This window comes from Crocosphaera sp. Alani8 (assembly GCF_038442745.1).
In the GTDB taxonomy this organism is placed as follows: domain Bacteria; phylum Cyanobacteriota; class Cyanobacteriia; order Cyanobacteriales; family Microcystaceae; genus Crocosphaera.
In genome coordinates, this window is record NZ_JARVCN010000368.1 from 1 (window position 1) to 25,807 (window position 25,807).

Genomic DNA, 25,807 nt, shown 5'->3' on the forward strand with positions numbered 1-25,807 from the left:
TGTTTGGCCTAAGTTTTCGCAGCGAGTGACCCCTGGCTTTTTGAGAAGATACTAACCATTCTACTCCAGAATCTTTCATGGGGATATGGGGGTTAAGTCCTTTGGTTACTGCATGACTAATTAAAGCTGTGCGCTTTTCTTTTAATAATTCAATCAGTCTTTGTTTGTGGGTGATGAGTTTATCTATTTTTGCCGTTTCTTCATCCAGAAATTGAGCGATTTTTTCTTGTTCGGGGAGTGGGGGAATGGGTAATAATGAATCAGATATTGATGATTTAGATAAACCCAATCTAGTTACTCCATTTGCAAAAACCCAATATTGTTCTCTTATCCCTCTCGCTGAAATTACCCTAAACAAATATTTACCAAAAGATTTATCAGAATAAGGACGTATATGAGCTAAATGATAACCACATAAAACATTTTCTAAGTCTTTAATAACACAAGCAGGTATAGCTATATCATCCCATGTTTCTGAATCTTTAGTTAACAAAACATCACCTTTTTTTAAAGTAAATTTTCTTATTTGTTCATAGGAAGCTGTCGCAACCATAAAACTTAAATCATTAGTAATGTAGTCATTATAATAAACATCTGTATAATTACATAAGCTGACTGTTTCTTGATCTTCAATTGACTTCTTATCAACATTACTTAAATTGACATTAGAAATATTTTTCAATTTTAAGACATCCCACCCATCAGGAATATCCCCCAACCAATCAACCCCAGAAGGTTTATAAGTAGGGTAGGGTTTCCATTGCTTTAAGGTGTTTAGAGTCATATTTTTTTACCTCAAAATTAAATAACATCAATAGGATTTAATAAAGTTACCTGACAACGTTTATAATGAATAGCTACAATTAACCTAACCTTATTTCCCCCAATATTAAACACTGTTAACTTACCCACCTTGTCCGCAGTAGAGAACACTTTACGCAACTCAGCAATTGACGAGAATTACCCTTTTTTTATCTCTTGATACCACTTTCCTAAAGCAGTTTTTGTACCAGGATATTTATTAGCAAATTCATTTAACCGTTTACGAGTAATAATGTGCATAATTTTAATGGAATCGTTAATTATTTAATTACATTCCTACACCCCCATTTCTTTCAGCATCGCTAAAATTTCCCCTTCTACTTCTTGAATATCCCCTTCTATTTCCCCTAACTCCCTTGGGGGTTGATATTGATAAAAGTAACGATTAAAATTAATCTCATAACCCACTTTTCCTACCTCATTATCCTTACTATCCCTCACTGTTTCATTGATACACGGATCAGAAACATGGGGTTTTACTTCCCGTTGAAAATAATCATAAATATCCTCATCTAATGGCACATTCTCTGTATCTCTTAAATCCGTATCAGGTTCAGGTTTTCCATCTCTATCTCGACAAATTTCCGCCGTTTCATCTTTCTCTGATAACCCTGTTAATATAGCCTTTAATAAAGAAGCTTTAACCGCTACATTATCAACCTTAAATACCTTTTTTAACAATAGTGTAAATGGCTTTCTATGTTTATATAACTCGTCTGGTAAACTCAATAAAACCCCTAAAATTGCCTTTTGTTGTTCCCTTCCTGCCTCTTCTTCAATCTTTTTCATTTCTGGGTTTTTCTTCTTACTCACTGCTAAATTAATAAACGCTGTTTGTTCCTTTACCCGTTCAATTCTTTCAGGAGTAATTTGAAAATTCAACCGCAAAGGACGTTCAATGGTAATTTTACGATACCCAAAGTCTGTACTTTTAAAAATCTTGCTTATTTCTGACGCTTCAAACCCTCGAAAAATATCAGTGATGTTCTCAATTTGTTTCTTACTAATTTCCCGACGCTTATTCCCTAAACTCTTCCGCATCGCTACCCAAAAATCAGAGGCACTAATTAACTGTACTTTACCCTTTCTTGATGATAATTTCTTATTACTTAAAACCCAAACATAAGTAGCAATTCCTGTGTTATAAAATAACTGCTCAGGTAAAGCAATAATTGCCTCTAACCAATCATTCTCTAATATCCAGCGTCTAATCTCGCTTTCTCCACTCCCTGCATCTCCCGTAAATAAAGGGGAACCATTCATAACAATTGCTACCCGACTGCCTTCACTCTCAAAAGACTTCATCCGTGATAACATTTGCTGTAAAAATAATAACTGTCCATCACTAATTCTCGGTGTTCCTGCACTAAAACGACTTCCTACCTTCTCAGATTCCTTCGTCACTGCTTCTTTGTCTCGTTTCCAGTCCTTACCATAAGGAGGATTAGCTAATAAATAATCAAAGGTTTGATCACTGTGTTGGTCATTAGATAAGGTACTCCCAAACTTAATATTATCAGCCTCCTTACCATCCTCACTTTTCATATATAAATCTGACTTACAAATAGCAAAAGTTTCAGGGTTTACCTCTTGTCCAAACAAAAATACTGTGCTGTTGGGATTCAATTCTAAAATCCTTTCTTTGGCAATGGTTAACATTCCTCCACTACCACAACAAGGATTATAAACTGTGCGAGTAATATGAGCTTGTTTAAGAGAATCAAGATCCTGAGATAACAATAAATTCACCATTAATTGTATAACTTCTCTAGGGGTAAAGTGTTCCCCAGGATTCTCATCTAACGCCTCATTAAACTTACGGATTAACTCTTCAAAAATATATCCCATTTCTAAATTAGAAACCTTATCAGGATGAAGATCAATCGTCTTAAACTTCTCCATTACTTGAAATAATAAATTAGCATCTTCTAACTTATCAATAGTATTGGGAAAATCAAATTTTTCTAACACTTCCCTCATGTTAGAACTAAAACTATTAATATATCTCTTTAAATTGGCTCCTAAATCTTGTGGGTCATCAATTAACTTACCAAAATCATAGTTAGACGCATTATAAAAAGCAAATCCCGACTGCTTACATAAAATGGGGTCAAGATCTATCTAATTTCCCATGATATTTATCATAAGCATCTAAAACCTGCTCTTTTGTCGGTTCTAATACACAATCTAACCGCCGTAAAACTGTGAATGGTAAAATTATATCTTGATATTTTCCCCTCTTAAAACTATCCTGAATTAAATCAGCAACCGACCAAATAAAACTAACTTTTTCACCAAAATTTTGCATAATTTATCTGAGGATTAAATAATAAATTCATTCCCTAAATCTTGATCTTTTTTTTGTATGTCAACCATTTTACTCTATAAGAAAATTTATTGGCAATCTGTCACCGAGTATTACCACAAAAAATACTTAACTCCTAACACCAAACTCAGGTTAATTTAGTTATTTTTGATAGTGGAGAATTTCATTAGCTACCCGATCGCAGACTCCAACCTCTCCTAAAAGAGTACGCATTTGTTCGTAGTTAGCAAAGGTTTTTTGGCGGCGTTCCGGGTTCAATAATAAGTCTACTGACTCCTCAACAATGCGGTCAATGGTTGCTTCTTCTTGTAACAATTCCGGGACAATTTCTTCCATCACAACTAAATTAGGAGGAGACATAAAGGGAATAGAAAACTTAAGAATATTTCGTGCAATCCACATGGTCAAAGGATTAACCAAACAGAGGACTAATTGAGGAATATCTAACAAAGCCAATTCTAAATTAACCGTTCCCGACTTAGCGATCGCAAAATCAGCTGCCGCCATTACTTCGATAGCTCTTCCATCGAACAAAGTAATAGATAAATCGTATTGTTTAACCATCGCTTCTATGGTGTCACGATACTCTTTTAAAGAAACAGGTAAGAGAAAATGAACATCAGGAACCTGTACTTGTAACTTCTGCGCTGCTTTACAAATTAAAGGTAGATGATACTTCAATTCTTGGTAACGAGAAGCAGGAAATAAGCCAATCACTGGTTGATTTGCATCGAGTCCCAACGCCTCCCGAGTAGCTTCTCTTGTGGGAGCCTTGGCCATTCTATCCAATAAAGGATGACCAACCCATTTAACTTTTATGCCTTTCTTCTCAAAAAATCTCGCTTCTTCGGGGAAAATAGCCAACAAAATATCGGTAATTTCGGCAAATTGTTCGATGGTTTTGTTATTGGGGGCCCAAACCCAAGATTGAGGAGCAATATAATAAATAATCGGCACATGGGATAAATGCTTACGGGCATACTTGCCGAAAGATACATTAGGCCCCATATAATCCAATAAAATTAAAATATCTGGGGGGTTGTCCCGTAAATAAGCTTGAACCCGACGCTGCATTAACCAAGTGGGGATAATAAATGGGAGGGCTTCCACAATACCAATAGACCCGATACCGGCAGTATTTCCCAATAATTTAGCCCCGGCGGCTTCCATGCGATCGCCCCCCAACGCTAAAATCTCTAAAGGAATGTTTTGTTGCTCTGCTTGTCGATATAGGGCTTCCACCAACATCGCCCCCTGTAAGTCTCCTGAAACTTCTCCGGTACTAATAAAAATTTGCATGGCTTCCTCTCTAACCCATAATTATTGATGGCTGATGACTTAAACGTTACTTCCTGGGATCGGTCCGCGTCGCTTTTCTCCTGTGGTAGACAGTTGCAGAAAGCGAAGTAAATATTGAGTGTATTGGTTGTTCTCCAAGTTGCCTAACTCGTCTAATGCTTGTTTTAAGGTGAGATCGGAGCGATACAAGAGACGAAAAGCCTTTTTAAGATAGCCTACATCCTCTGTGGTGAGTCCGGCTCGTTTTAACCCCAATAAGTTGAGCGATCGCACTCTAGACGGGTTCCCTTCGATCATCATAAAGGGAGGTGCGTCGCGGTCGATACGACTCATACCCCCTAACATAGCGTTGCGGCCTATTCTCACAAACTGATGAATCCCCAAAACACCTCCAATAACAGCCCTGGACTCGATATGAACGTGACCAGCTAAAGCGACGGCGTTAGCAATGATTACATGGTCTTCTATGACGCAATTATGGGCAACATGAACGTAGGCCATCAAGAGGTTATTATTACCAATTTCTGTAACTTCGTCGGCTTCGGTGGCTCTGTTGACGGTGACAAACTCGCGGATGGTGTTGCCATCGCCAATTTTTACCTTACTGGGGGCCCCTTTATACTTAAGATCTTGGGGTTCTAAACCAATAACTGCACTGGGAAAAATACGGTTATTTTTGCCAATCTCTGTGGGGCCTTCTATGACCACATGGGGGCTAATGGTGGTTTTTGCGCCTATTTTCACCCGATCACCAATGACAGCGTAGGGGCCTACTTCCACGGTGGGATCGATTTGTGCATTCGGATGAATGACAGCAGTAGGATGTATTAGCTTAGTCAACGGGTTATCCCCCTTTGGATAGGTCAGCATAGAATTTAGTTATAGGGTACACAATAAAGCTTTTTAAGGGAACAGGGTAAGGAGAATTACGGACAATAATATATGATGACGCAAATTCTCTATTTTGGGTTCGTCTTCAGTGTTCTTGTTTTCAATATGCCTTGACAAAAGCAAGGCTGATCCGTAATAACTGATAACTGATATTTTTTGGTAAGGTTTCATGAATTCAACTTGGGATCTCGTTACCCTCTCTTACTTTTCACCGAAAACTTGGCTCAATGCTAGTTATGTTTACCGTGTAGTGGGTTTATTGGCTGCTTGGAGATCGTCTAGCTTTTTATTACGATTTGGTGAGGCTATTGGCGCGTTACTAATTAGCATTATTTTTCTTTTTGGTCCGTTTATTAGTACGGGTTTAATGGGGGTTTGGTTGATTGCTATTGCCGGTTACTGGGGCATTTTAACTTTATCTGATACGGAAAAACCTGGCTTTGGTCCTATTCATCTATTGGTGTTTTTTTATTGGGGAATTTCTGCTGTAGCGGTGGCTTTGTCTCCTGTGAAAGCGGCGGCTTTTTCGGGTTTTATTAAGCTGACTTTGTATTTACTCTTTTTTGTTTTTTGTGCAAGGATTTTGCGATCGCCTCGCTTGACTAATTGGTTAATTACGGCGGTTTTAGGCACTGGTTTGGTGGTGGGTTGTTATGGAATTAGACAACAAATTTTTGGGGTGGAACAGTTGGCAACTTGGAACGATCCCACGTCAGAATTGGCTGGTACTACTAGGGTTTATAGTTATTTGGGTAATCCGAATTTATTATCTGCTTATTTATTACCTGCGATCGCTTTGAGTGTGGCGGCATTTTTTGTCTGGCAAGGTTTTTTCCCTAAGTTATTAGCTATTACCGTTACTTTGGTTAATACGGCCTGTCTTTATTTTACGGGAAGTCGTGGCGGCTGGATTGCAATGATGGCTTTAGTGGCAACGTTTTTGTTATTATTTTTTGTCTGGTTTAAAAACAATTTATCTCCGTTTTGGCGTAGGTGGTTATTGCCTCTTGTGTTTGGTATTTTGGGAGGTTTAATGTTTGCTGCTATTCTTTCTGTTGACTCGTTACGAATTAGGGTAATGACTATTTTTATGGGGAGAGGAGATAGTAGTAATAATTTCAGGATTAATGTTTGGATGGCGGTATTGGATATGATTCGCGATCGTCCTTTGATTGGTATTGGTCCTGGAAATAGCGCGTTTAATAAGGTTTATCCTCTTTATATGAGTCCTAAATATAGCGCGTTGAGTGCTTATTCTGTGTTATTAGAAACTGCCGTAGAAACGGGTTTAATTGGATTAAGTATTTTTATTTGGTTACTTGTTATTACTGTTAATCAAGGTGTACAACAAATTCAACGGTTAAGGGATCAAAATAATCCTGCTGGTATGTGGTTAATGGCGGCGATCGCTGCTATGGCTGGACTAATGGCCCAAGGATTATTTGATACGGTTTGGTATCGTCCCCAAGTTAATACTTTATGGTGGTTTTTAGTGGCTTTAATTGCTAGTCAATATCAACCAAAATCGTCGGTTGATGAGGTTAAAAATGAAAAGGTAACGGTTGAGGTTTAGTTGGTTTAAAGGGAGTTTTTTTCTAGTCAGGAGTCGGGAGTTAGCTTTCAGCAGTCAGCTTTCAGCAGTCAGCCTTCAGGAGTCAGGAGTGTGGAATAAACCCTCGGTTTCGCTTCTGACTTCTTCTTCGATTTCTAACTATAATACTTGATGTTATATTAATCTAAAATGACAGCAAAATTCTGTCTCTTGATTCCAGCAAAAATACTACAAATAGAAAAGCGTTTTCCAGAAAAACTAAAAATATGGACTACTGAATATAAAAAGTCAGAATTGATAGAATTTGGATTCTCTGACTATCATTTATTAAAGCTATCAGAATTTGTACAACAATCAGATGTTAACAGCGATTTGCCAAAAGAAATTTATGATCGCTATTGTGTGATTGACTGGGGTTTTTGTTTTCCTCATCCTGATATTATCAAAGATATTTTAACTTATTTGGCTCACATCTATATTTATGGAGAGGTAGGATTATTAAAATATTGGTCAGATAGTTTAAAGCGTTTTCCAGCTATTAAAATCAGTAATGCAGAGCATAATTTTGATGACTTTTTAGCTTATAATTTACCCCTAGATGAAATTTTCTTTTTTCCCTTAAAACAATTTCATGAAACTGATTGAGTTATTTCCCTTCAGAAAACACCACAGACAAAAACTTCGGGAAAATTATCAGATTTTATGGCAAGAAGCCGAAAAAATTGGCAGGGAGTACGAAAAAAGATCCTATCAAGAGATTTTGTCTTCTGAGGCAAAAACAGTTATCATTAACCTATCTGACGACCAAAAAATAACCTTTTCTATGGATGCTTACCACATCAAAAAAAATGGAACGGTAGCAGTATCTATTGATGCTGACGGTTTACCAACAATATTAGGTATTAAACCATCTTATCATTTTTATAAAAAATCCGATGGTTCTGTTTATTACTAAAATTATTATTTTAAATAGATTATGAATAGTGAAGAATTGGCCCGATACATTGAAGAAACAGGAAAAATATCACAACCCTGGTTGTTGATACAACTAAGGCTCAAAAAATTAGAAGAAAACCGCCACAATCTCTCTTCTGAACAATATTTAGACAAGTTATCTGAGTTACACGAGGAATTAATGAAATTGGGGGAATGGTGGGTAGGTATTGAAGATGATGTTTTCAAGCCATAGATAAATCGCATTTTTCTCTAAAAAGGACTAGCAATTCTTAAAAAGTTTTTGTAAGCTACAGTAGGAATAATAATTAAACTTGATAAAATATATGAGAATTGGTGTCCCTAAAGAGATTAAAGACCAAGAATTTCGGGTTGGCTTAAGCCCCAACAGCGTGAGAGCATTGTGTGATAGAGGACATCAAGTTTCAGTAGAAACCGAAGCAGGAATAGGATCGGGTTTTACGGATCAAGAATACGAACAAGTGGGGGCTAAAATCGTCACCAGTGCGTCTCAAGCTTGGGAACAAGATTTAGTGGTAAAGGTGAAAGAACCTCTAAAGCAGGAATATGACTATCTCAACACAGCTAAAATACTATTCACCTATCTCCATTTGGCAGCCGATAAAGAGTTGACCAAAGCTTTGATGTCATCGAAAATAACAGCGATCGCTTATGAAACCGTGGAACTCCCAGACGGAAGACTCCCCTTACTAACCCCTATGAGCATCATCGCAGGTCGTCTTTCTGTACAGTTTGGGGCAAGATATCTAGAAAAACAGCAGGGGGGACGTGGTGTTCTTTTAGGAGGCATTCCTGGGGTTTCTGTAGGGCGTGTGGCGGTCTTAGGAGGTGGTATCGTTGGAACTGAAGCAGCTAAGATGGCAGTGGGAATGGGGGCGCGAGTACAAATATTTGACATTAATCTGGACCGTTTAGCCTACTTAGAGACACTTTTCGGTTCACGGGTGGAATTGTTGTATAGTAACGCTTCTACCATCGAAAAAGCTGTCCCTGACGCAGATTTATTGATCGGTGCGGTGTTGGTAACAGGAAAACGCGCCCCAACCTTGATTTCTAGGGAGTTGGTGTCGAAAATGCGCCCTGGTTCGGTGATTGTGGATGTGGCAGTGGATCAAGGAGGATGTATTGAAACTTTACGCACTACTTCTCATAGTTCCCCCACCTACGTAGAAGAAGGGGTGTTACATTTTGGGGTCCCTAATATGCCGGGGGCTGTACCTTGGACGGCAACACAAGCTTTAAATAATAGTACCTTACCCTATGTTTTGAAGTTGGCTAATGAAGGTTTAGATGGTTTAGAAAAAGATGCCAGTTTAGCCAAAGGTGTTAATGTCAAAGATGGTGTTTTAGTTCATCCGGCAGTACAGGAAGTTTTTGAAGATTTAATGGTAGTTAACCTTTAATAATGACTAATTTAAACCCTTCTGTTTATTTCGTCGGTGCAGGTCCTGGTGATCCAGAATTATTAACATTAAAAGCGTATAAAATTATCAGGGAAGCTGATGTTATTTTGTACGCCGATTCTTTGGTTCCTAAGCAAATTTTAGAGGATGCGCGCCAAGATTGTGAGTTGATTCCTACGGGAAATAAAACCCTAGAGGATATCATGAAAATTATGGTTGATCGGGTGAGAAATCATCGTTCTGTTGTACGTCTTCATTCAGGAGATTTGACCCTTTATAGTGCCATTCAAGAACAAATTTTGCGTCTCCTACAAGAAGAGATCGAGTTTCACCTAATACCAGGAATCAGTGCGTTTCAAGCGGCTGCGGCAAAAATAGGCACGGAATTAACCATTCCAGATCTAGTTCAAACTATCATTTTAACTCGGGTTAGTGGTAGTGCTTCTCAGGTTCCTCCTGCTGAAGAATTAGAGGGTTTGGCGGCTCATCAAGCTAGTTTATGTCTATATTTAGCCGCCCGTCATGTTAAAAAATCCCAAGAAAAATTACTACAGTTTTATCCATCTTCTACCTCGGTTGCTATTTGTTTTCGTATTGGTTGGCCTGATGAAAAAATTCTCATTGTTCCTTTAGAAAAAATGGCAGAGGTAACGGAAAAAGAAAACTTAATTCGGACAACTTTATACATTATTAGTCCTGCTTTAAATACCCAAAAAAGTTCCCGTTCCCGACTCTATCATCCTCAACACAGTCATTTATTTAGACCTAATCTTCTATCCTAAGAGCAATTTTAACCATTTTAATTTACCTTTATAGGGTGGGAAGCGTAGGTTCGTTTCAAGCAAAAACGAACGTTTGAGAACGCTTTTATAATGGGAAAATGTGTCAAAGCTGGCTTTTCCATGATAAGAACCCATCCCACTATTACCAACACCACCAAAGGGAAGACCAAGCACTTGTAATTGCATGATGGTATCATTTATACAAACTCCCCCTGATATTGTTCTTTCTAAGACAATTTTTTGTTGCTTTTTATCGTTAGAAAATAGATAGAGAGCAAGGGGTTTGGGTCTTTCGTTTATGAAGGCGATCGCTTCTTCTAATCTATCGTATTCTAAGATGGGTAAAATAGGTCCAAATATCTCATCTTGCATAATAGGAAAGTCAGGGGAAACTTGATCGATAATTGTTGGGTAGATATAGTTTTCTTCGGGTATGACTTGTCCTCCTAAAACAATTTTTCCTGGTTCCAATAGACCACACAGGCGATTAAAATGGTGATGGTTAATTATTCTTCCGTAGTCTGGATTTTTTGCTGGATTATCTCCGTACATTTTTTTTGTTGCTTCGACGATTGCATCTAGTAACTGTTGCTTTATTTGACGATTAACTAATAGGTAATCAGGAGCAATACAGGTTTGTCCATTGTTTAAGAATTTACCCCAAGCAATACGTTTTGCTGTTTCTTTTATATTGATGTTGGTATCAACAATACAGGGGCTTTTTCCCCCTAACTCTAGAGTAACTGGGGTTAAATGTTTAGCGGCGGCTTCCATGACAATTTTGCCAATGGAAGAACTACCGGTAAAAAAGATATGATCGAATTTTTCTTGTAATAGTTGTTGGCTGGTTTCTTTTGCTCCTTCTATAACTTTTATGTAGTTGCTATCAAAGTTATTATTAATAATTTCGGCGATTATTTTTGATGTGTTTTGTGTTAATTCTGACGGCTTAATAATGGCACAATTACCAGCTGCGATCGCACCGATTAAAGGAAGAATTGTTAGATGAAATGGATAATTCCAGGCACCAATAATAAGGGCAACCCCTTTAGGTTGAGGTTGTACATAACCTTGTCCAGGTAATACTTCTAGGGGAACAGAAACCCTCTTAGACTTTACCCATTTTTTAATATTTTTGAGTGCATATTTAATGTCTGTTTTTGTTGTAAGAACAGCACTTAAACATCCTTCCAGTTCTGGTTTTTTTAAATCTTTATGTAGTGCTTCTATTATGTCACTTTCGTATTCATCGATTAGATTTCCTAACTTTTCCAACTGTTGTTTACGGAAGCTTATCTCTTGTGTCGCTCCTGATGAGAAGAAGTTACGCTGCTGTTCAATTGTTCCTTTAATACTGTCTTTTGTTAACATTTTATGACAAGTTTAAAATGTAGTTCAAGCTTTAATAGCTTAGCAAATTTAAACTTTAGTAGCAAGGGCTAGTGGATGATATATCTTCTATCGCTCCATCTAACAGTTTATAACCTTCTTCTACTGTTTCGATTCGAGACACTTTATCCCTTAATTCTGATGCACCAGAAAACCCTTTACAATACCAACTTAAATGTTTTCTAGCTTGATAAATACCTCGTTTACCTTTATATTCCCATAAACCTTTTAAATGTTCTTTTGCGCATTGTAATTTTTCTATGGAAGAAGGTTGAATAGGTTTATTACCTGTTGTAAAAAAGTAGTCAATTTCTCCTACCAAAAAAGGATAACCGAGGGTTCCGCGAGAACACATAACACCGTCTGCTCCTGTTATTTCTAAACAGTTAATGGCAGCTTCAACGGAAAAGATATCTCCATTAGCAATAACAGGAATGGTCAAAGTTTCTTTAACTTTTTTAATCCATTCCCATCTAGCATTTCCTTTATATCCTTGGGCGCGAGTTCTACCGTGAATGGTTAACATAGATGCTCCCGAATCCTCCATTTTCTGAGCAAATTCTAGGATATTGATTTCCTTGTCGTCCCATCCTATTCTAGTTTTCACTGTAACAGGAACATCTACAGTATCAACTACCTCTTGAACAATTTTTTGAGCAATTTCTGGTTGTCTTAATAAAGAAGATCCTCCACCTTTTTTAGTAATTTTATTCACAGGACAACCCATATTTATATCAATAGTTTTTGCTCCTTCTTTTACTGCTTTTTCTGCTGCTTCTGCCATAAAATCGGGACGACAATCAAACAACTGAATACTGATTGGTTGCTCATTTTTGTCAATTTCCATTAGTCTAGGAAGTTGTTTTAAATGATGAATTTCTGTAGCACTTACCATCTCGGTGTACATCATAGAATTAGGAGAGTAACGCCTAACTAAACGACGAAAAACTAGGTCAGTCACCCCGGACAAAGGAGACTGTAACACCCTACTTTTAACCTCTATTGAACCAATTTTTAAGGGTTGAGACAACTTTTTTTTTAGATGGTATGAAATAGGGGACATATTCTACTAAACTCCTGTACATAGCAATCAGTTATGATTGATGAGATATCTTTTTTACCAGTTACCAGTTACCAGTTATCAGTTATCAGTTACCACTTTTGAATGTTCTCTTATAACTTAGACCTAAATTTTTACAACTGATAACTGATTGCTATATCGATACTAACACAGTTTGATATAGTGATTATAATTATTCTACTGCAATCAATTAGAAAAGTTATTTTTATTATCTTTAGCTGTATTTAATGAAAATGAGTTTGAAAAGACAAAAGTAAGTTGAATCATCTGTAAATAAGTTTGTAAGTCTAATTTTCCACTTTTCAACATCTCTTTATATTGGTTGTGAGAAGACTCCAATTGTTCGTATTTTGAGAGAAAATGTTCTGGCATTTGTTGCTCCCATTGATCCATTAATTGTAATATCTGATTATAAGACAATTCTTTTTGTTTCTCTTGCCATCTTTTACATTGTTCTGAAAATATTTGTGTCATTTTTTCAATTTGTTCGTAAACCTCTGGAGAAACTTTACCGTCAATCAACATTAAACGATACTTTTGACGTAAATTTTCAATTTCTTCTGTTGCTTTTTGTGGATTATTATCTAATAGTTGTCTCAACTCGGGGATAGTTTGTAGGTTGGCTTTCAGAAGATTATTTTGTTTTCTCTTACGCCACCAACTAATTAAAAAGCCAAGACTACTAGTGCTTACTAACATGATAAAAGCAGCTTGGAGAGGCTTATTTTCTTGTAAATAACGTTGCCAGGCGACTCTAGGATCTCCATCGTTAAAGACTTGTTGCGCCCCAGGATGGATATAAATTAAACCTTCGCTTAATAAGGAAGCATTTTGTTGAGAAGCTAATTCAGGATAGAAAGGAGAATACTGACGGAAGTTAGAAATAATTGCCCATGTCAACAAAGAAACTTTCCGTTTATTAACGTCGGGACGAGTAATTAACGCCCCAGGTGTTGAAATAGTTAGTAAGTCTTGATTGGGTAATTGTGGCAAAGGTTTATAAGTTCCTTGGGGAATTATTTTACCTTGATAAGACTCAGGAAATTGAATGGTTAAATAGTTAATTAAACTAGGATTTATGGGAATAAAACGTAACCTTGGTGCTTGATGTAATTCTTTTTGAAACTTCTCACTGGTAGCTAAAGGACCAACGTAAACAAAAGCATCAATTTCACTATTGATAAGTTTTTCAAGTCTCTTTTCATTGGACTTAACTTCATTAACGTTTATGTTACTCGCTTCAAAAATACGCTTGGCAGTAAAATAAATTCCGCTACCTTCTGCTCCAATTATGACTCGTTTTCCTTGCAAGTCTGCTAAAGTTTTAATATCATTATCGTCCTTAGTTACTATGTGTAAATATTCTTGAGTTAGAACCAATAATGTCTTAACTTTTCCTTCTCTCATTGGTTCACTTGCTACATCTAGCTGTACAATAGCAAAGTCAACTTCTCTATTCAATAAACGCTCTAGATTCTGTTGCGAACCTTGAGAATCGTAATTATCGGTTACTTCAATTTGTCCTATACTGTTGGCTGATAATTTAATCTGAGAACTGATTTTTTGATAGCCACTTCCATTTGAACCGCTAGAAATTGATACTTCCGTCTTTTGTGTGGTGCAGCTGCCTAAAAGAATGGGTATTATTAAGATTAAGCTATGGATAAAGTGACGTTTTATTATGTTAGTTTTCCAATGATAAATCATAAATTTGCCGACGAGAAAAACAGGTGATTTTTGCTAACTGACGACTGGCTTGAGATCTGGTCATTCCTTGGTTTAATAATTGTTGTAATTCGTCTTTTAATTCCTCAATAGTTAACTCAAGGTGATGATTTTCAGAACAGCCAGCGATAATTAAGGTAAATTCCCCTTTGATTTGTTGAGAATTCTGATAATATAAGATAGCATTTTCTAACGTTCCTCGCCAGAACTCTTCGTAATGTTTGGTTAGTTCTCTTCCTACTGTAATCTGATGCTCTTCGCCAAAAACTTCTCGAAAATCTGTTAAGGTTTTCAAGAGACGATGGGGTGCTTCATAGACAATAATAGTCCTATTTTCCGTCATTAATTGATTTAGGCGATCGCTTCTATCCTTTCTTTTTAGAGGCAAAAATCCCTCAAAAACAAAGCGATCTGTGGGTAGTCCGGACACAGAAAGGGTTGTTATGGCTGCTGTGGGGCCAGGAATGGGAATAACAGGGATATTTGCTATAATACAAGCATATATCAAATCGTATCCAGGGTCAGAAATTCCGGGCATTCCAGCATCGGTTACCAAGGCTATAATTTGTCCTTCTTTAAGATAGTTTAACAATTGGTTCTGGCGAGCCGTGCGATTATGATGATGGTAACTAATCTGAGGCGTAGTAATCTCAAAATGATGCAAAAGTTTAGCAGTATGACGAGTATCTTCTGCGGCGATAAGATTAACTGATTTTAAAATTCGGATCGCCCGAAAGGTAATATCTTCTAAATTTCCGATGGGTGTTCCTACAATGTAAAGCGTTCCCTGCTGTAAACTTTTGTTGTTCATTTTATCAATCATGAATGGATTATTTGTCGGTTTAACGACTCTCGATATTATTTATCTTGCTGATCATTTTCCCCATTCTAATGAAAAAATTGTCGCACTTGATCAAAGCATTGCTGCAGGAGGACCTGCTACAAATGCAGCTATTACCTTTCAACATTTTGGTCATCAAGCCACTGTTTTAAGTATGATCGGAAACCATCCCATTAGTCAACTAATTTGTGCAGAATTGGAAGATTGTGCCTTGAGTGTTTTTGATCTGTCTCCTTCCCATGAAAATCCGCCTCCCACCTCTTCAATTATTGTTGATAAATTAACTGGAAAAAGGGCTGTTATTTCCATTAATGCTATCAAATCTCAGGCTAAAGCAGATAAATTATCCTTAGAAATTTTGCAAGATGTTGATATTATTTTAATTGACGGACATCAAATGGTTGTTAGTCAACTTATTGCCCAACAAGCTCACTTAAAAAATATTCCGATTATGATTGATGGTGGCAGTTGGAAACCAGGCTTTGAAAAGATTTTACCCTATGTAAACTACGCCATTTGTTCTGCTAATTTTTATCCTCCTAACTGTTATAATAGTGATGATGTTTTCAATTATTTAAAACAAATCGGTGTTCCAAATATTGCCATAACCAACGGAGAAAATCCGATTAAATGCTGGACACAAGAAGAGTTTAACTGCATAGATATTTCTCCGATCAAAGCGGTTGATACTCTGGGAGCAGGAGATGTTTTTCATGGGGCATTTTGCCACTTTATTTTTAAACACAATTTTATGGATTCTCTCAGCAAAGCTTCCGAGGTGGCAAAGGTTGCTTGTCAATCATTTGGGACTCGAAAATGGATGAATGAGTTAAAAGTTAACACATAAAAAAAACTATGATGTCAGAGAATAAAATATTCGTAAAATTTTAGGTTGTAATTAGTTTAAATATTTTAATTTTTTAGAGAAATGAATCGAGAAAAAACAGAAAAGTTTGGACTTAATTTATCAATATTCGTTACTTTATTTATGTCAGCTTTAGGCATCGGTTTTGGTGTATCTATTCAATCAGAAGCTATTTTATTAGATGGTTTTTTTAATGTTGTTGGCTTTCTCATGGCTTTGATAACCCTTGGGGTTTCTTGGTTACAAAAACAACCAGAAAATGAATATTTCAACTTTGGTTATTCTAGTTTTATTCCCTTAGTTAATCTCATCAAAGGACTATTAATTTCTCTTTTATCGCTATTCGCTTTAACCTCCGCTATTACTGCTATTTTACATGGGGGTAGAAACCTCAATGCTAATGTGGCAGTAATTTATGCTTTAATTGCCGCTACCGGTTGTCTAGTTACCGCATTAATTCAAAAAAGAATAGCAAAAAAAACTCGCTCCATAATGATAGAAGTTGATGCAAAAAACTGGCTAATTAATGGCTTAATTAGTCTATCTGTCGGTGCCGCTTTTACTATAATTATTTTTATAAAAAACACTACATTATCTTGGTTTATTCCCTACGCTGATTCTACTTTAGTAATTATTATAGTTTTGATTACTATTCCTGTTCCCATCAAAGTTATTATTGATAGTTTAAAACAATTATTGTTAGCTTCTCCTAGTGTCAAAACGAAGAAAGAAATTAAACAGTTATTCGAGACTGCAACTCATAGCTTTCACTTAGAAAAGTATTGGTTAAGAATGACTCAGATAGGCAATACTATATTTGTTAGTATTTATTGGCTATTGCCTCCAGAATATAACTTAAACGGTGTTGAAGACTTAGATCATATCAGAGAAGAAGTTAGTCAAGTTATCCATCAAAATTATCCCGATTTAATCATTGACATTATCTTTACTAAAGATTCCAAATGGGCAGAGGATATTAGTTTACAGAAAAAACAAACATTAAGCTAATACGAAATCTTGCACCTTCGATAAAACTGGCTAGTTTATAAGCGTTCAGCTATCAGCCATCAGCTGAAAAATATCAATCCCTATCATCTACTGTGAGTAAGATTAAACGAATGCTGAACGCTGTGCGATAGCGCCGTAACGGAGTGAGGAACTGCTTACTGCTGACTAATTTAAGTTTTTCTATACTGGTGCAAGATATCAGTAATACTCAAATCTTGCACCTTCGATAAAACTGGCTAGTTTATAAGCGTTCAGCTATCAGCCATCAGCTGAAACATATCAATCCCTATCATCTACTGTGAGTAAGATTATAGGTATAAAGTATGATCTCACTAAAAACATAGCCGTACTTTTCAATGCAAAAACTATTTTCCTTGACCTTGAACCACTTGCTTAAGATTGGTAAAAGTTTCTAGGGAAATTAAACCACGATAATGACCTTTTTGGTTAGAAACTCCCAAAAATAGAGACTCTCCCTGGTCAAGATGACGCTCGAAACGAGGGGAATTATTAATATACACTAATGCGCTGTCTATCTCTGTGGCAAACTGACGACTTTGTGCATAAGAATCAGTAACGATGCAATCTGCATGACCACTGCTATATTGATTCATCCAACAAATGCCTTCCGATAAATTATCAACCATTTTAAAAGCAATAATTTTATCTAGATAAGGGGTGTTCCATTCCGAGTCCTTCACTGGTTTCAAATAGTCCTTAAACTCTTCTATCAATCTTTCATCTCCTCTCAATTCAAATCCTTGTTCTTGGAGAATATTGAATAATCTCACTAAGATTGAGGAATTATGGTTAGGAGTAATTAAAACTTTTTCAATGGCATTAACGGGATCTGGTTCACTACTATGACTATCCAGAATCACCCAACGAACCATCTCTATATCCACCGTTGGACACCAATACAAATAACAATTGCCCATAGCCGACTTTAGCACAGGGGCCGTTGCCCACTGAGTGACTTGCTGAACCAAACTAGGACGACCATAAGGAAGTACCAAACTGAGATATTGATCCTGGGTCACCAAATCTTGGATAGAAGCCCCCTGTTCTGCTGAAAGTACCTCCAAACAACCCGTAGGCAGTTCCGTCTCCTTTAAGGCAGACTGTAGGATATCTGCAATCACCTGATTGGAATGAGTTGATGAGTTGCAACCCCTTAACAGTAGGCTATTACCGGTTTTTAAACAAAATCCAGCGGCGATCGCTCCCAACTCAGGAAACGTCTCATAAACCAAAGCAACTACCCCCAAAGGCATCAATTGACAATAAGTTCCTGCCATATTCAGCCGATAGGGAGCGTTAAATACTTGTTGGATGGGATCTGGAAGTTCCGCCAACGATTCCAAAATTTCCACGGTTTTGTTCAACCGTTTTGGGGTCAATTTTAACCAATCAATTAATAGATCCGGAACGGCCATTTCTCGGCTCATTTCCAGATCTAGGGTATTTGCTTCAAGAATCGCATCAAAAGAACGATTAATTCCTTTAGCCATTGCCTTGATTCCTAAAGAGCGATCGAGGCTGTCACTGTTTTCTAAAGCCAAGTAAGCCTTGTAAGAACGTTCAATTGATGCTGACAGCCAGTTAGGAGAACCTTTCATGGTCATAAAATTTGCCTTAACGTCGATAGGCTAACCAGAAAACAATTGCTGGTAAAACAATTAGTAACGCAGCCAAAGCGATACCGATGATAATACTTGGGCCGAGAGATGATTGCAATGCCAACAAAAACCATCCAATTAATATTACTACCATCATGCCTGTCATGATAGGTAGGTAGCCGTCTCGTAACCCAGGGCGGATGATTAACCAACGATAGCCTGTCCAACGCCAGATTCGCTTGTAAGGGTAACTAGAAGATAACTGTTCTATGTTTTGACCGTTATCTTCTACTACAAAAATTTGTTGACAACGATTGCAGCCAAAGGCTTCTGTTAAGACAATGGGGAGGAGATGTCCTCGTCTGCGACAGGGACATGGGTATTCTTGACTTAAATCGATTTTTACGGGCTTGTGAGGTCGCACGAGTGTCAGGGTAGTAACTCCTAAAGTTAGCTCTATACCTGTATGTTGTCTCTGATCTTTGAGATCTTGCTGGTACTCAATCTAAACTTAAGATTTGATAGGAGTTATTAGTTAACAGTTTTAATATAGGTATCATCAACATTCAACACAAATATAGTTATATATGGTCAAATTAGAAAAAAAGTGGCAGAAATGTAGGTAAACTAGACTTGAAAATAAGGAAAATAACTTTTGTCAGCTTAAACAGTATTCATGTTCTATTATAATTGCCTTGCTCCCGACGAAACCGCAGATCGGGAGCGAGTTCTCCTATCTAAATTTAATATTTTTTCTTGAGAGTTGGGAAAGCTTAGTAACTCCCATTAGTTTCATGTCTCTCTCTATCTCATTCTTCATATTTGAAATAGCCTTTTCTACCCCTTGTTGACCACCAGCGGCCAAAGCATATAAATACCATCTTCCCCCAGAACAGGCTTTGGCTCCAACTGAAAGAGCTTTAAGAACGTGAGTCCCTCTTCTAATGCCACCATCACAGATGACATCAATTTCATCTCCCACGGCATCTACAATGTCTGCTAACTGGTCAAAAGGGGAGATAGAACCATCTAGTTGACGGCCACCGTGATTAGAAACCATAATGGCATCAGCACCGATGTCCACAGCCCTTTTTGCATCCTCCACACTCATTATCCCTTTTAGGCAAAACTTTTTTCCCCATTTTTGCTTAATTTCCTCGGCATCTTTCCAATCCATTGATTGATCGAGCATATTACTGAAATAATCTCCAATGGATACTGCTACGTTACTGCCTTGGGAAACATATTTTTCTAATTGAGGTAAGGCAAATCTTTCACGGAAAACATAATTTAAGGACCAATTAGGATGTAAGGCGAAACTAATTAAACTATTCAATGTTAGTTTCGGAGGGCTGGTGAATCCTGTCCAAAGATCCCTTTCTCGGTTTCCTCCGGTGATGGTATCCACAGTCAAAGCAATGGCATCAAAGTTGGCCTCTTTGCACATTTCAATCATGGCATCGTTCAAACCCTTGTCTTTGTGATAGTAGAATTGGAACATTTTTGGTGAGGAGATTGTTTGACCAATCTCTTCTAAACTCACTGTCCCCAAACTAGAAACCCCAAACATGATGCGAGATTTTTCGGCGGCTAAAGCAACGGCTCTTTCCCCTCTGTAATGGAATAATCGTTGTAAGGCGGTTGGGGAACAAAATAGAGGTAGATCTAGTTTCAGTCCCATCACTTCCACGGAAGTGTCTATAGTTTCAACCCCTGCCAAGACATTAGGAATGAGATCACATTCTTCATAAGCCTTCGTATTCCTTCTATAAGTGACTTCATCATCGGCAGCCCCATCTATATAGTGAAAGACAGCAGAAGGTAATCTAGCCTTAGCCAACGCTCGAAAATCATGGGTATTACGACAACTGTTTATATTCATAATCAATTAATCTTACAAAATAAATTCCTGTTGATTTTTGCTTAGGGATTAAGAGTTCCCTCCATCCATTCCCTTGAATTACCATTATTTCAGAAATTGACCACTGCCACCGCTAAGCTCTTATGGTCGCTATAACGGGGTATTCTTGAAGAGATATCAGGTTAACGCAGTAACTAAAATGGACGCAGTATCCATGCCACTTTCATTGCCACCGAGGATCATAAATTTATCTCCAATATGTTAGAAGTGTGATAATGATTATCATTCTCATAATAGTGTAAATTGATAATCATTATCGAAATATTCGGAAACAAATTAACTGAAGACTATGACTCCTCTAAACTTCAACCTATCCGATGCACTGCCATCCTTACCAAAAAGTGGAATGCCAGTCACCATAATTACTGGTTTCTTGGGTAGTGGCAAAACTACCTTACTTAATCAAATTTTACAGAATAAAGATAATTTGAAAATAGCGGTATTAGTCAATGACTTTGGGGATATTAATATTGATGAGCAACTTCTAATTTCAGTAGATTCAGATATGATAGAACTAGATAATGGGTGTATTTGTTGCACTCTTAATGATGGGTTTGTCAATACTGTATATAGAGTTTTAGAAGCAGAAGAAAAAGTTGATTATTTAGTAATTGAAACTACAGGATTAGCTGATCCCTTACCAATTATCTTAAATTTTTTAGGAACAGAATTAAAGTTTTTGACCCGTCTTGATGCTGTCATTACAGTGGTGGATGCGGCGGCTTTTGATGCCAGACACTTTGATAGCGATGCTGCCTTAAATCAAATTAGATACGGTGACGTGGTTATCCTAAATAAAATTGACCTGGCAACTGAAGAGAAAATTAACAAATTAGAAGCATTTATTAGGGATGTCAAGCCAGGGTTTAGATTTTTAGAAAGTGAATATTGTCAAGTATCTTTACCTTTAATTTTAGATATTGGTTTAACTCAAGCAGATAACTATAAAGCTGAAATTTCCCAGTTTCGACAAGATAAATCTGCTTTTAACAATCATCTAGAAAAAGATGGCTTTAATTTTATTTCTTTTCAAAGTGATCGCCCTTTTGAATTAGAAAAATTTGAACATTTTTTATCTGAACAGTTATCTAATAATATATTTCGTGCCAAGGGGATACTCTGGTTTCAAGAAAGTCCTGCTCGACATATTTTTCAACTTAGCGGCACTCGCTACGATCTTCAAGACGATAATTGGAAAACCCCTCCAAAAAATGAACTCATCTTCATCGGGCGAGATTTGGATAAGTCATTAATTAAACAACAGCTTAGGGAATGCTTAGTGAAGCCAATTGCTTCTCTTTATGAAGACAGCGCAACGATGTCAAGTCTGTACCCTGATCTAATTCCTTTGCCCACCAGCTAATGTTTATTGGTGGTGGTTTAGACTCACATCTTGCACCTTCGATAAAACTGGCTAGTTTGTAAGCGTTCAGCTATCAGCCATCAGCTGAAACATATCAATCCCTATAATCTACTATAAGTAAGATTAAACGAACGCTGAACGCTGACTAATTTAAGTTTTTCTATACTTGTGCAAGATATCAGTTAGATGCGGATAATCCGTTACTGTACAAAAGCCACGTGCGAGACTTGAACTCGCGGCCCCATCATTACGAGTGATGTGCTCTACCAACTGAGCTAACGTGGCCTGGATAATGGTTACGTTAACAATGTATCATATTGTCACCTGTCTCAAAGGAATTGGTATATGGATAAGCCTCCTGAAAAGCCGCGTCGTCAACTCGATCCTGAAAAATATGCGTCCCTCAAAGCAGAAGCAAAAGCCCCTTATAAGGGTTTGAGAAAGTTTTTTTACATTGCCTTCGGTGCATCGGGTTTCGTTGGTGCTTTGGTATTTTTGGCTAAGTTGGCAGCAGGAACGGATGTGGCTGCTTCCCTACCTAATCTTGCTTTACAGGTAGGGGTTGTGGCACTGATGATTTTTTTGTTTCGTTTAGAAAGCAAGTAGAGTTAGGCTGATTTCAATCCTCAATCTTGATATCTCCTTGAAAGATTAATTGTTGTAATTCTCGGTATAGTTTTACTTCCTCTTTTGTGACTTTATTATCGGCTGCGATCGCAGCTTTAATGTCTTCATCTTCTTGGCGAGATAGGCAACCATCTGCTAAAGCTCGCTCGATCATTGTTTTTATTTTATTTGTGTTAGCATCCATCTTACTTCCTCCTCATTATTTCTGGGTGGGCTATAGGCTTAGTATATAACGGTTTTTTAGGGGATGATCTAGGCCTTAAATTAAATTTTTTTTAAACTCATTGGCAACATAGTAAATTTTCCTGCGTCTTGGGATAGAAAGTTGGTTTATTCTAACTTGTTCCTCACTCATTTTATTTGTTTCCATGACCAATATAAGATCGCTTTTTACTCTTTCTTCTGTGGCGGCTTTGTGTTTAATAACTGTACCCACTGAAGCTGTAACCCGTTCTAGTTTATATCTCCCTAATGATAACTTTTGTGCGGTTTACAAAGGAATGATTCACAACGAACATACATTTTTTCTCTGGGTTAATGAAGAAGATAAGTTGACCATTGAAGCGGATAATTATCTTGAGGTTGCGGTTAGTCATCAAGGAAATACTATTATTCCTTATCAAGTAGAATCAGCGGAAAACCCCATGACTTCACAGTGGTCTTACGAGACGGAAATGCAACAAAAGCACACAATTTTAGTGAGGGGAACTGCTCCTAAAGCAAATATTCGTTTTTGTCTTCATGACAAATAGTTTGTACAAAAAATATAAGATTTAGCCTGAGTAATGTTAGTCAGCTACTGATTAAAATCCCTGACTAACATACTAGCTGCTTCATAAGCTGCGTCTCTAAAGGGTAATAAAACCAGATCAGATCCAGCCTTTTTAAGAATATCCATTTCTCTTTCTGTATGACTGGTTAATGCTATTTTACCTGAAAATTTTTGATACTTTAGGGTTTGCAATAAAGTTAGCCCGATTCGTTCTCCTGGTAAGGTACTAATTACCCATTTAGCTTGGTTTAAAGGCAGGGTGGCGGCAAATTCTGGGTCTTCTGCATCTCCATAAAAAGCTAATAGTCCTTTATTGCGCCATTGTCTTACTAACTCTGGGTTAAAATCCACCCCTAAAACCTGTAAACCTGAACCTTGTAAAGCATTAATTAAGCTACCTCCATACCGTCCTAAACCAAATAAAACAACATCAACTCCGTAAACTTCAGCTTCGTCTAAATCTGCTAATTTTTGGTGAAAATGAGGAATTAACTTATGGAAGTGGGAAACAATAGGTGATAGTTTTTCATAGATGATATGAGAGTCCATAATCATATAAGTAGAGACTCCCATTGTAATTAATCCTACTAAAGTAATTAGCCCTAAAACCTCTTCATTAATGTGACCTAAATCGAGTCCTAATGTAGCAATGATTAAAGAGAATTCGCTAATTTGACTCAAAGATAAACTGGTAATAGTGCTAGTGTATTTCCGATAACCGGAGATACTCATTAAGACCATAATCATCAGTGGTTTACCTAGTAACACAAACAGAGATAAAATAATTGCTGAAAAAATTTCCGACCCTAAATAAATAACATTAATATGAATACCTAAATCGATGAAAAAGAACAGCAATAAAAAGTCTCTTAAACTAACTAATCTTGCCCCAATGGTGGCGCGATAATTGGTAGATGCTAACGATACTCCCGCTACGAATGCCCCTACTTCTTTACTAAACCCTAAACCGTCTCCTACTGCTGCTAGAGCGATGGCCCAAGAAATGGCAAAAATTAACAATAATTCTGTCGAGTAAGCTAAAGCGTAGAGTAATTTTGGGAGAACATAACGGGTTACAATAGCAATGAATAATAAGAAAATTCCGCCTTTTAAAATAACGGAAATAATTTCTTGTATTAAAGATTGTTGAGAGTCCTCGCTAAAAGCGGTTAACAGGATCATTGCCAGCACCACCACCAAATCTTGAACAATAAGAACCCCCAACGCAATACGACCGTGCAACGCATCAATTTCCTGGCGATCTGATAATAATTTGACAACAATAATGGTACTAGAAAAAGTCAAAGATAAACCGATATAAAAAGCAGAAACTAAATTAAATCCCAACAAATTAGCTAAGAAATAACCTAAAATTCCTGTCATAACAATTTGACCCATTCCAGCAATAATTGCCACTGGTCCAACGGATTGAATTTCGTGGGGATCGAGTTTTAAACCCACCACAAATAATAATAAAGCAATACCTAATTCTGCTAATAATTCCACCTCTTCATTAGCAGAAACCAACCTTAAACCAGCAGGACCAATCAGAATACCAACAATAATAAAAGCCATAATTAAGGGTTGACGCAACCATAAAGCCAACCCTCCTACTGCTGTGGCGATAGCCAAAATACAGGCAATCTCTGAAAAAACACTACTAAAACTAAACATAATAAATTTTTTTAATGATGGTTTTGCATCCAATTGTATATTAGTACCACCAAGATTAATTATGATATTTCTTTCTTTTCAATCGTTATCCCAAACAAACAACAAATCTTTATAGTGTTCTAACCATGAGGCGTATTAATATAGAGTTAGATCAGGAGAAATCGGGAACAAAAAGATAACCCGATTGGGGGAAGGGATCACTGTAAAGATTAATTACATTGGAATTAAGAACTAAATGCGAGGAGGATTGACCATGAAAAATAGCTTATTTAACGCCGTATTACTAGCTACTCCCCTGATCCTAGCTGGTCCTGTGATGGCAGGAAACCCCGCCCACGTGCAACAATTATTAGAAACGGGACTTTGTCAAGGTTGCGATCTCAGCAACGAAGACCTCAAGTATGCTCATCTAATCGGGTCTGATCTCAGAGATGCTAACCTAGAAGGTGCTATTCTCATCGAAGCTAACCTAGAAGGGGCCGACCTCACAGGTGCTAACCTAGAAGGTGCTAACTTGACAGGTGCAATGCTAACCAATGCTACTCTTAACGATAGCAACATGAATAACGTTAATCTCGCCAACGCTATTATCTATGATGCCGACGTTACCGGTGCATCTATGGAAAATCTTGACATCACGAACGCACAAATCTTTAACACAGGTATTGGCGTGGGTGGCGCACAACCAACACCATAGTTAAATCTTATTTTGTCATGAAATTAACAGAATTTGGGGTGACAGTTAGGAACGGATAATCTTTCCTACTGACGCCCCTCTTATATGATTAAGACAATCAATTTCTTTTGAGGAAAAAGCAAATAAGTAAGTCAGCAGAATTAATTGTATATTTTATGGTATAGTTTTATCAGCA

At 37.2% G+C, this 25,807-nt stretch carries 27 protein-coding genes and 1 tRNA gene; 12 read left to right on the top strand and 16 right to left on the bottom strand.

Annotated elements, in window-relative coordinates:
- The 6 genes from P9B04_RS18580 to lpxA all read right to left on the bottom strand — a co-directional run.
- Window positions 1-784: restriction endonuclease subunit S (locus tag P9B04_RS18580; protein WP_342056466.1), on the bottom strand; the 784-nt coding region annotated here is incomplete at its 3' end.
- Window positions 785-801: 17 nt separating this feature from the next.
- Window positions 802-951, bottom strand: a complete 150-nt coding sequence (locus tag P9B04_RS18585; RefSeq protein ID WP_446718019.1) for a type II toxin-antitoxin system HigB family toxin — start codon at window positions 949-951, stop codon at window positions 802-804.
- 147 nt (window positions 952-1,098) lie between these two features.
- Window positions 1,099-2,943 carry an HsdM family class I SAM-dependent methyltransferase gene (locus P9B04_RS18590; protein ID WP_342056489.1) on the bottom strand — a complete coding sequence of 615 codons (1,845 nt, stop codon included), beginning with the start codon at window positions 2,941-2,943 and terminating at the stop codon, window positions 1,099-1,101.
- Window positions 2,933-3,130: a type I restriction-modification system subunit M N-terminal domain-containing protein gene (locus P9B04_RS18595; RefSeq protein WP_342056468.1), complete on the bottom strand. Its 198-nt coding sequence runs from the start codon at window positions 3,128-3,130 to the stop codon at window positions 2,933-2,935. Before P9B04_RS18595 ends, P9B04_RS18590 begins: the two co-directional genes overlap by 11 nt.
- A gap of 159 nt (window positions 3,131-3,289) precedes the next feature.
- Entirely contained in the window at window positions 3,290-4,447 is a 1,158-nt protein-coding gene (gene lpxB / locus P9B04_RS18600; protein WP_342056469.1) for a lipid-A-disaccharide synthase, read from the bottom strand.
- 39 nt (window positions 4,448-4,486) lie between these two features.
- Complete coding sequence (lpxA, locus tag P9B04_RS18605) at window positions 4,487-5,317, bottom strand: acyl-ACP--UDP-N-acetylglucosamine O-acyltransferase (protein ID WP_342056470.1); 831 nt, start codon at window positions 5,315-5,317, stop codon at window positions 4,487-4,489.
- Between the two features lie 190 nt (window positions 5,318-5,507).
- Between lpxA and P9B04_RS18610 the strand changes: the two genes are divergently transcribed.
- The 6 genes from P9B04_RS18610 (at window position 5,508) to cobM (ending at window position 10,050) form a co-directional block, all read left to right on the top strand.
- The gene (locus tag P9B04_RS18610) at window positions 5,508-6,911 is read left to right on the top strand and encodes an IctB family putative bicarbonate transporter (RefSeq protein ID WP_342056471.1); all 1,404 of its coding nucleotides are present in this window, start codon (window positions 5,508-5,510) and stop codon (window positions 6,909-6,911) included.
- 168 nt (window positions 6,912-7,079) lie between these two features.
- Entirely contained in the window at window positions 7,080-7,535 is a 456-nt protein-coding gene (locus P9B04_RS18615; protein ID WP_342056472.1) for a hypothetical protein, read from the top strand.
- Complete coding sequence (locus tag P9B04_RS18620) at window positions 7,522-7,845, top strand: hypothetical protein (RefSeq protein ID WP_342056473.1); 324 nt, start codon at window positions 7,522-7,524, stop codon at window positions 7,843-7,845. Before P9B04_RS18615 ends, P9B04_RS18620 begins: the two co-directional genes overlap by 14 nt.
- 21 nt (window positions 7,846-7,866) lie before the next feature.
- Entirely contained in the window at window positions 7,867-8,079 is a 213-nt protein-coding gene (locus P9B04_RS18625; protein WP_342056474.1) for a hypothetical protein, read from the top strand.
- 91 nt (window positions 8,080-8,170) lie between these two features.
- Entirely contained in the window at window positions 8,171-9,268 is a 1,098-nt protein-coding gene (ald, locus tag P9B04_RS18630) for an alanine dehydrogenase (protein ID WP_342056475.1), read from the top strand.
- Between the two features lie 2 nt (window positions 9,269-9,270).
- On the top strand, window positions 9,271-10,050 hold the full coding sequence (cobM, locus tag P9B04_RS18635; RefSeq protein WP_342056476.1) for a precorrin-4 C(11)-methyltransferase: 780 nt from the start codon (window positions 9,271-9,273) through the stop codon (window positions 10,048-10,050).
- Here cobM and P9B04_RS18640 read toward each other — a convergent pair.
- From P9B04_RS18640 to rsmI, 4 genes are all read right to left on the bottom strand, one after another.
- Window positions 10,042-11,421 carry an aldehyde dehydrogenase gene (locus P9B04_RS18640; protein ID WP_342056477.1) on the bottom strand — a complete coding sequence of 460 codons (1,380 nt, stop codon included), beginning with the start codon at window positions 11,419-11,421 and terminating at the stop codon, window positions 10,042-10,044. The genes cobM and P9B04_RS18640 overlap by 9 nt on opposite strands.
- Before the next feature lie 55 nt (window positions 11,422-11,476).
- Window positions 11,477-12,502, bottom strand: coding sequence for a tRNA dihydrouridine synthase DusB (dusB, locus tag P9B04_RS18645; RefSeq protein WP_342056478.1), 1,026 nt, complete (start codon window positions 12,500-12,502; stop codon window positions 11,477-11,479).
- Between the two features lie 204 nt (window positions 12,503-12,706).
- The gene (locus tag P9B04_RS18650) at window positions 12,707-14,227 is read right to left on the bottom strand and encodes a TAXI family TRAP transporter solute-binding subunit (protein ID WP_342056479.1); all 1,521 of its coding nucleotides are present in this window, start codon (window positions 14,225-14,227) and stop codon (window positions 12,707-12,709) included.
- A complete protein-coding gene (rsmI, locus tag P9B04_RS18655; RefSeq protein ID WP_342056480.1) occupies window positions 14,205-15,056 on the bottom strand; it encodes a 16S rRNA (cytidine(1402)-2'-O)-methyltransferase in 852 nt (283 codons plus the stop codon). Before rsmI ends, P9B04_RS18650 begins: the two co-directional genes overlap by 23 nt.
- Before the next feature lie 10 nt (window positions 15,057-15,066).
- On the opposite strand from rsmI, the gene P9B04_RS18660 reads away from it, so the two are divergent.
- Together P9B04_RS18660 and P9B04_RS18665 are read left to right on the top strand one after the other, a co-directional pair.
- Window positions 15,067-15,933: a sugar kinase gene (locus P9B04_RS18660; protein WP_342056481.1), complete on the top strand. Its 867-nt coding sequence runs from the start codon at window positions 15,067-15,069 to the stop codon at window positions 15,931-15,933.
- A gap of 81 nt (window positions 15,934-16,014) precedes the next feature.
- Window positions 16,015-16,959, top strand: coding sequence for a cation diffusion facilitator family transporter (locus P9B04_RS18665; protein WP_342056482.1), 945 nt, complete (start codon window positions 16,015-16,017; stop codon window positions 16,957-16,959).
- A gap of 365 nt (window positions 16,960-17,324) precedes the next feature.
- Here P9B04_RS18665 and P9B04_RS18670 read toward each other — a convergent pair whose 3' ends face one another.
- The 3 genes from P9B04_RS18670 to P9B04_RS18680 form a co-directional block, all read right to left on the bottom strand.
- On the bottom strand, window positions 17,325-18,584 hold the full coding sequence (locus tag P9B04_RS18670) for a glutamate-5-semialdehyde dehydrogenase (protein WP_342056483.1): 1,260 nt from the start codon (window positions 18,582-18,584) through the stop codon (window positions 17,325-17,327).
- Window positions 18,585-18,594: 10 nt separating this feature from the next.
- Complete coding sequence (locus P9B04_RS18675; RefSeq protein WP_342056484.1) at window positions 18,595-19,002, bottom strand: hypothetical protein; 408 nt, start codon at window positions 19,000-19,002, stop codon at window positions 18,595-18,597.
- Between the two features lie 309 nt (window positions 19,003-19,311).
- The gene (locus P9B04_RS18680; RefSeq protein ID WP_342056485.1) at window positions 19,312-20,460 is read right to left on the bottom strand and encodes an alpha-hydroxy acid oxidase; all 1,149 of its coding nucleotides are present in this window, start codon (window positions 20,458-20,460) and stop codon (window positions 19,312-19,314) included.
- 328 nt (window positions 20,461-20,788) lie between these two features.
- Between P9B04_RS18680 and P9B04_RS18685 the strand changes: the two genes are divergently transcribed.
- Complete coding sequence (locus P9B04_RS18685; protein ID WP_342056486.1) at window positions 20,789-21,862, top strand: CobW family GTP-binding protein; 1,074 nt, start codon at window positions 20,789-20,791, stop codon at window positions 21,860-21,862.
- Between the two features lie 212 nt (window positions 21,863-22,074).
- Here P9B04_RS18685 and P9B04_RS18690 read toward each other — a convergent pair.
- Window positions 22,075-22,147: transfer RNA gene (locus P9B04_RS18690), tRNA-Thr, on the bottom strand.
- 60 nt (window positions 22,148-22,207) lie between these two features.
- Here P9B04_RS18690 and P9B04_RS18695 point away from each other — a divergent pair.
- Window positions 22,208-22,468: a DUF3493 domain-containing protein gene (locus P9B04_RS18695; RefSeq protein WP_287139774.1), complete on the top strand. Its 261-nt coding sequence runs from the start codon at window positions 22,208-22,210 to the stop codon at window positions 22,466-22,468.
- A gap of 13 nt (window positions 22,469-22,481) precedes the next feature.
- Here the strand turns inward: P9B04_RS18695 and P9B04_RS18700 are convergent, their stop codons facing one another.
- Window positions 22,482-22,673 (bottom strand): hypothetical protein, encoded by a 192-nt coding sequence (locus P9B04_RS18700; protein WP_287139775.1) that lies wholly within the window; start codon window positions 22,671-22,673, stop codon window positions 22,482-22,484.
- 184 nt (window positions 22,674-22,857) lie between these two features.
- On the opposite strand from P9B04_RS18700, the gene P9B04_RS18705 reads away from it, so the two are divergent.
- Complete coding sequence (locus P9B04_RS18705) at window positions 22,858-23,241, top strand: hypothetical protein (RefSeq protein ID WP_287139776.1); 384 nt, start codon at window positions 22,858-22,860, stop codon at window positions 23,239-23,241.
- Window positions 23,242-23,285: 44 nt separating this feature from the next.
- Here P9B04_RS18705 and P9B04_RS18710 read toward each other — a convergent pair whose 3' ends face one another.
- A complete protein-coding gene (locus tag P9B04_RS18710; RefSeq protein WP_342056487.1) occupies window positions 23,286-24,935 on the bottom strand; it encodes a cation:proton antiporter in 1,650 nt (549 codons plus the stop codon).
- A 253-nt stretch (window positions 24,936-25,188) separates the two neighbouring features.
- Between P9B04_RS18710 and P9B04_RS18715 the strand changes: the two genes are divergently transcribed.
- The gene (locus P9B04_RS18715) at window positions 25,189-25,632 is read left to right on the top strand and encodes a pentapeptide repeat-containing protein (RefSeq protein ID WP_342056488.1); all 444 of its coding nucleotides are present in this window, start codon (window positions 25,189-25,191) and stop codon (window positions 25,630-25,632) included.
- The last annotated feature ends 175 nt before the right edge of the window (window positions 25,633-25,807 follow it).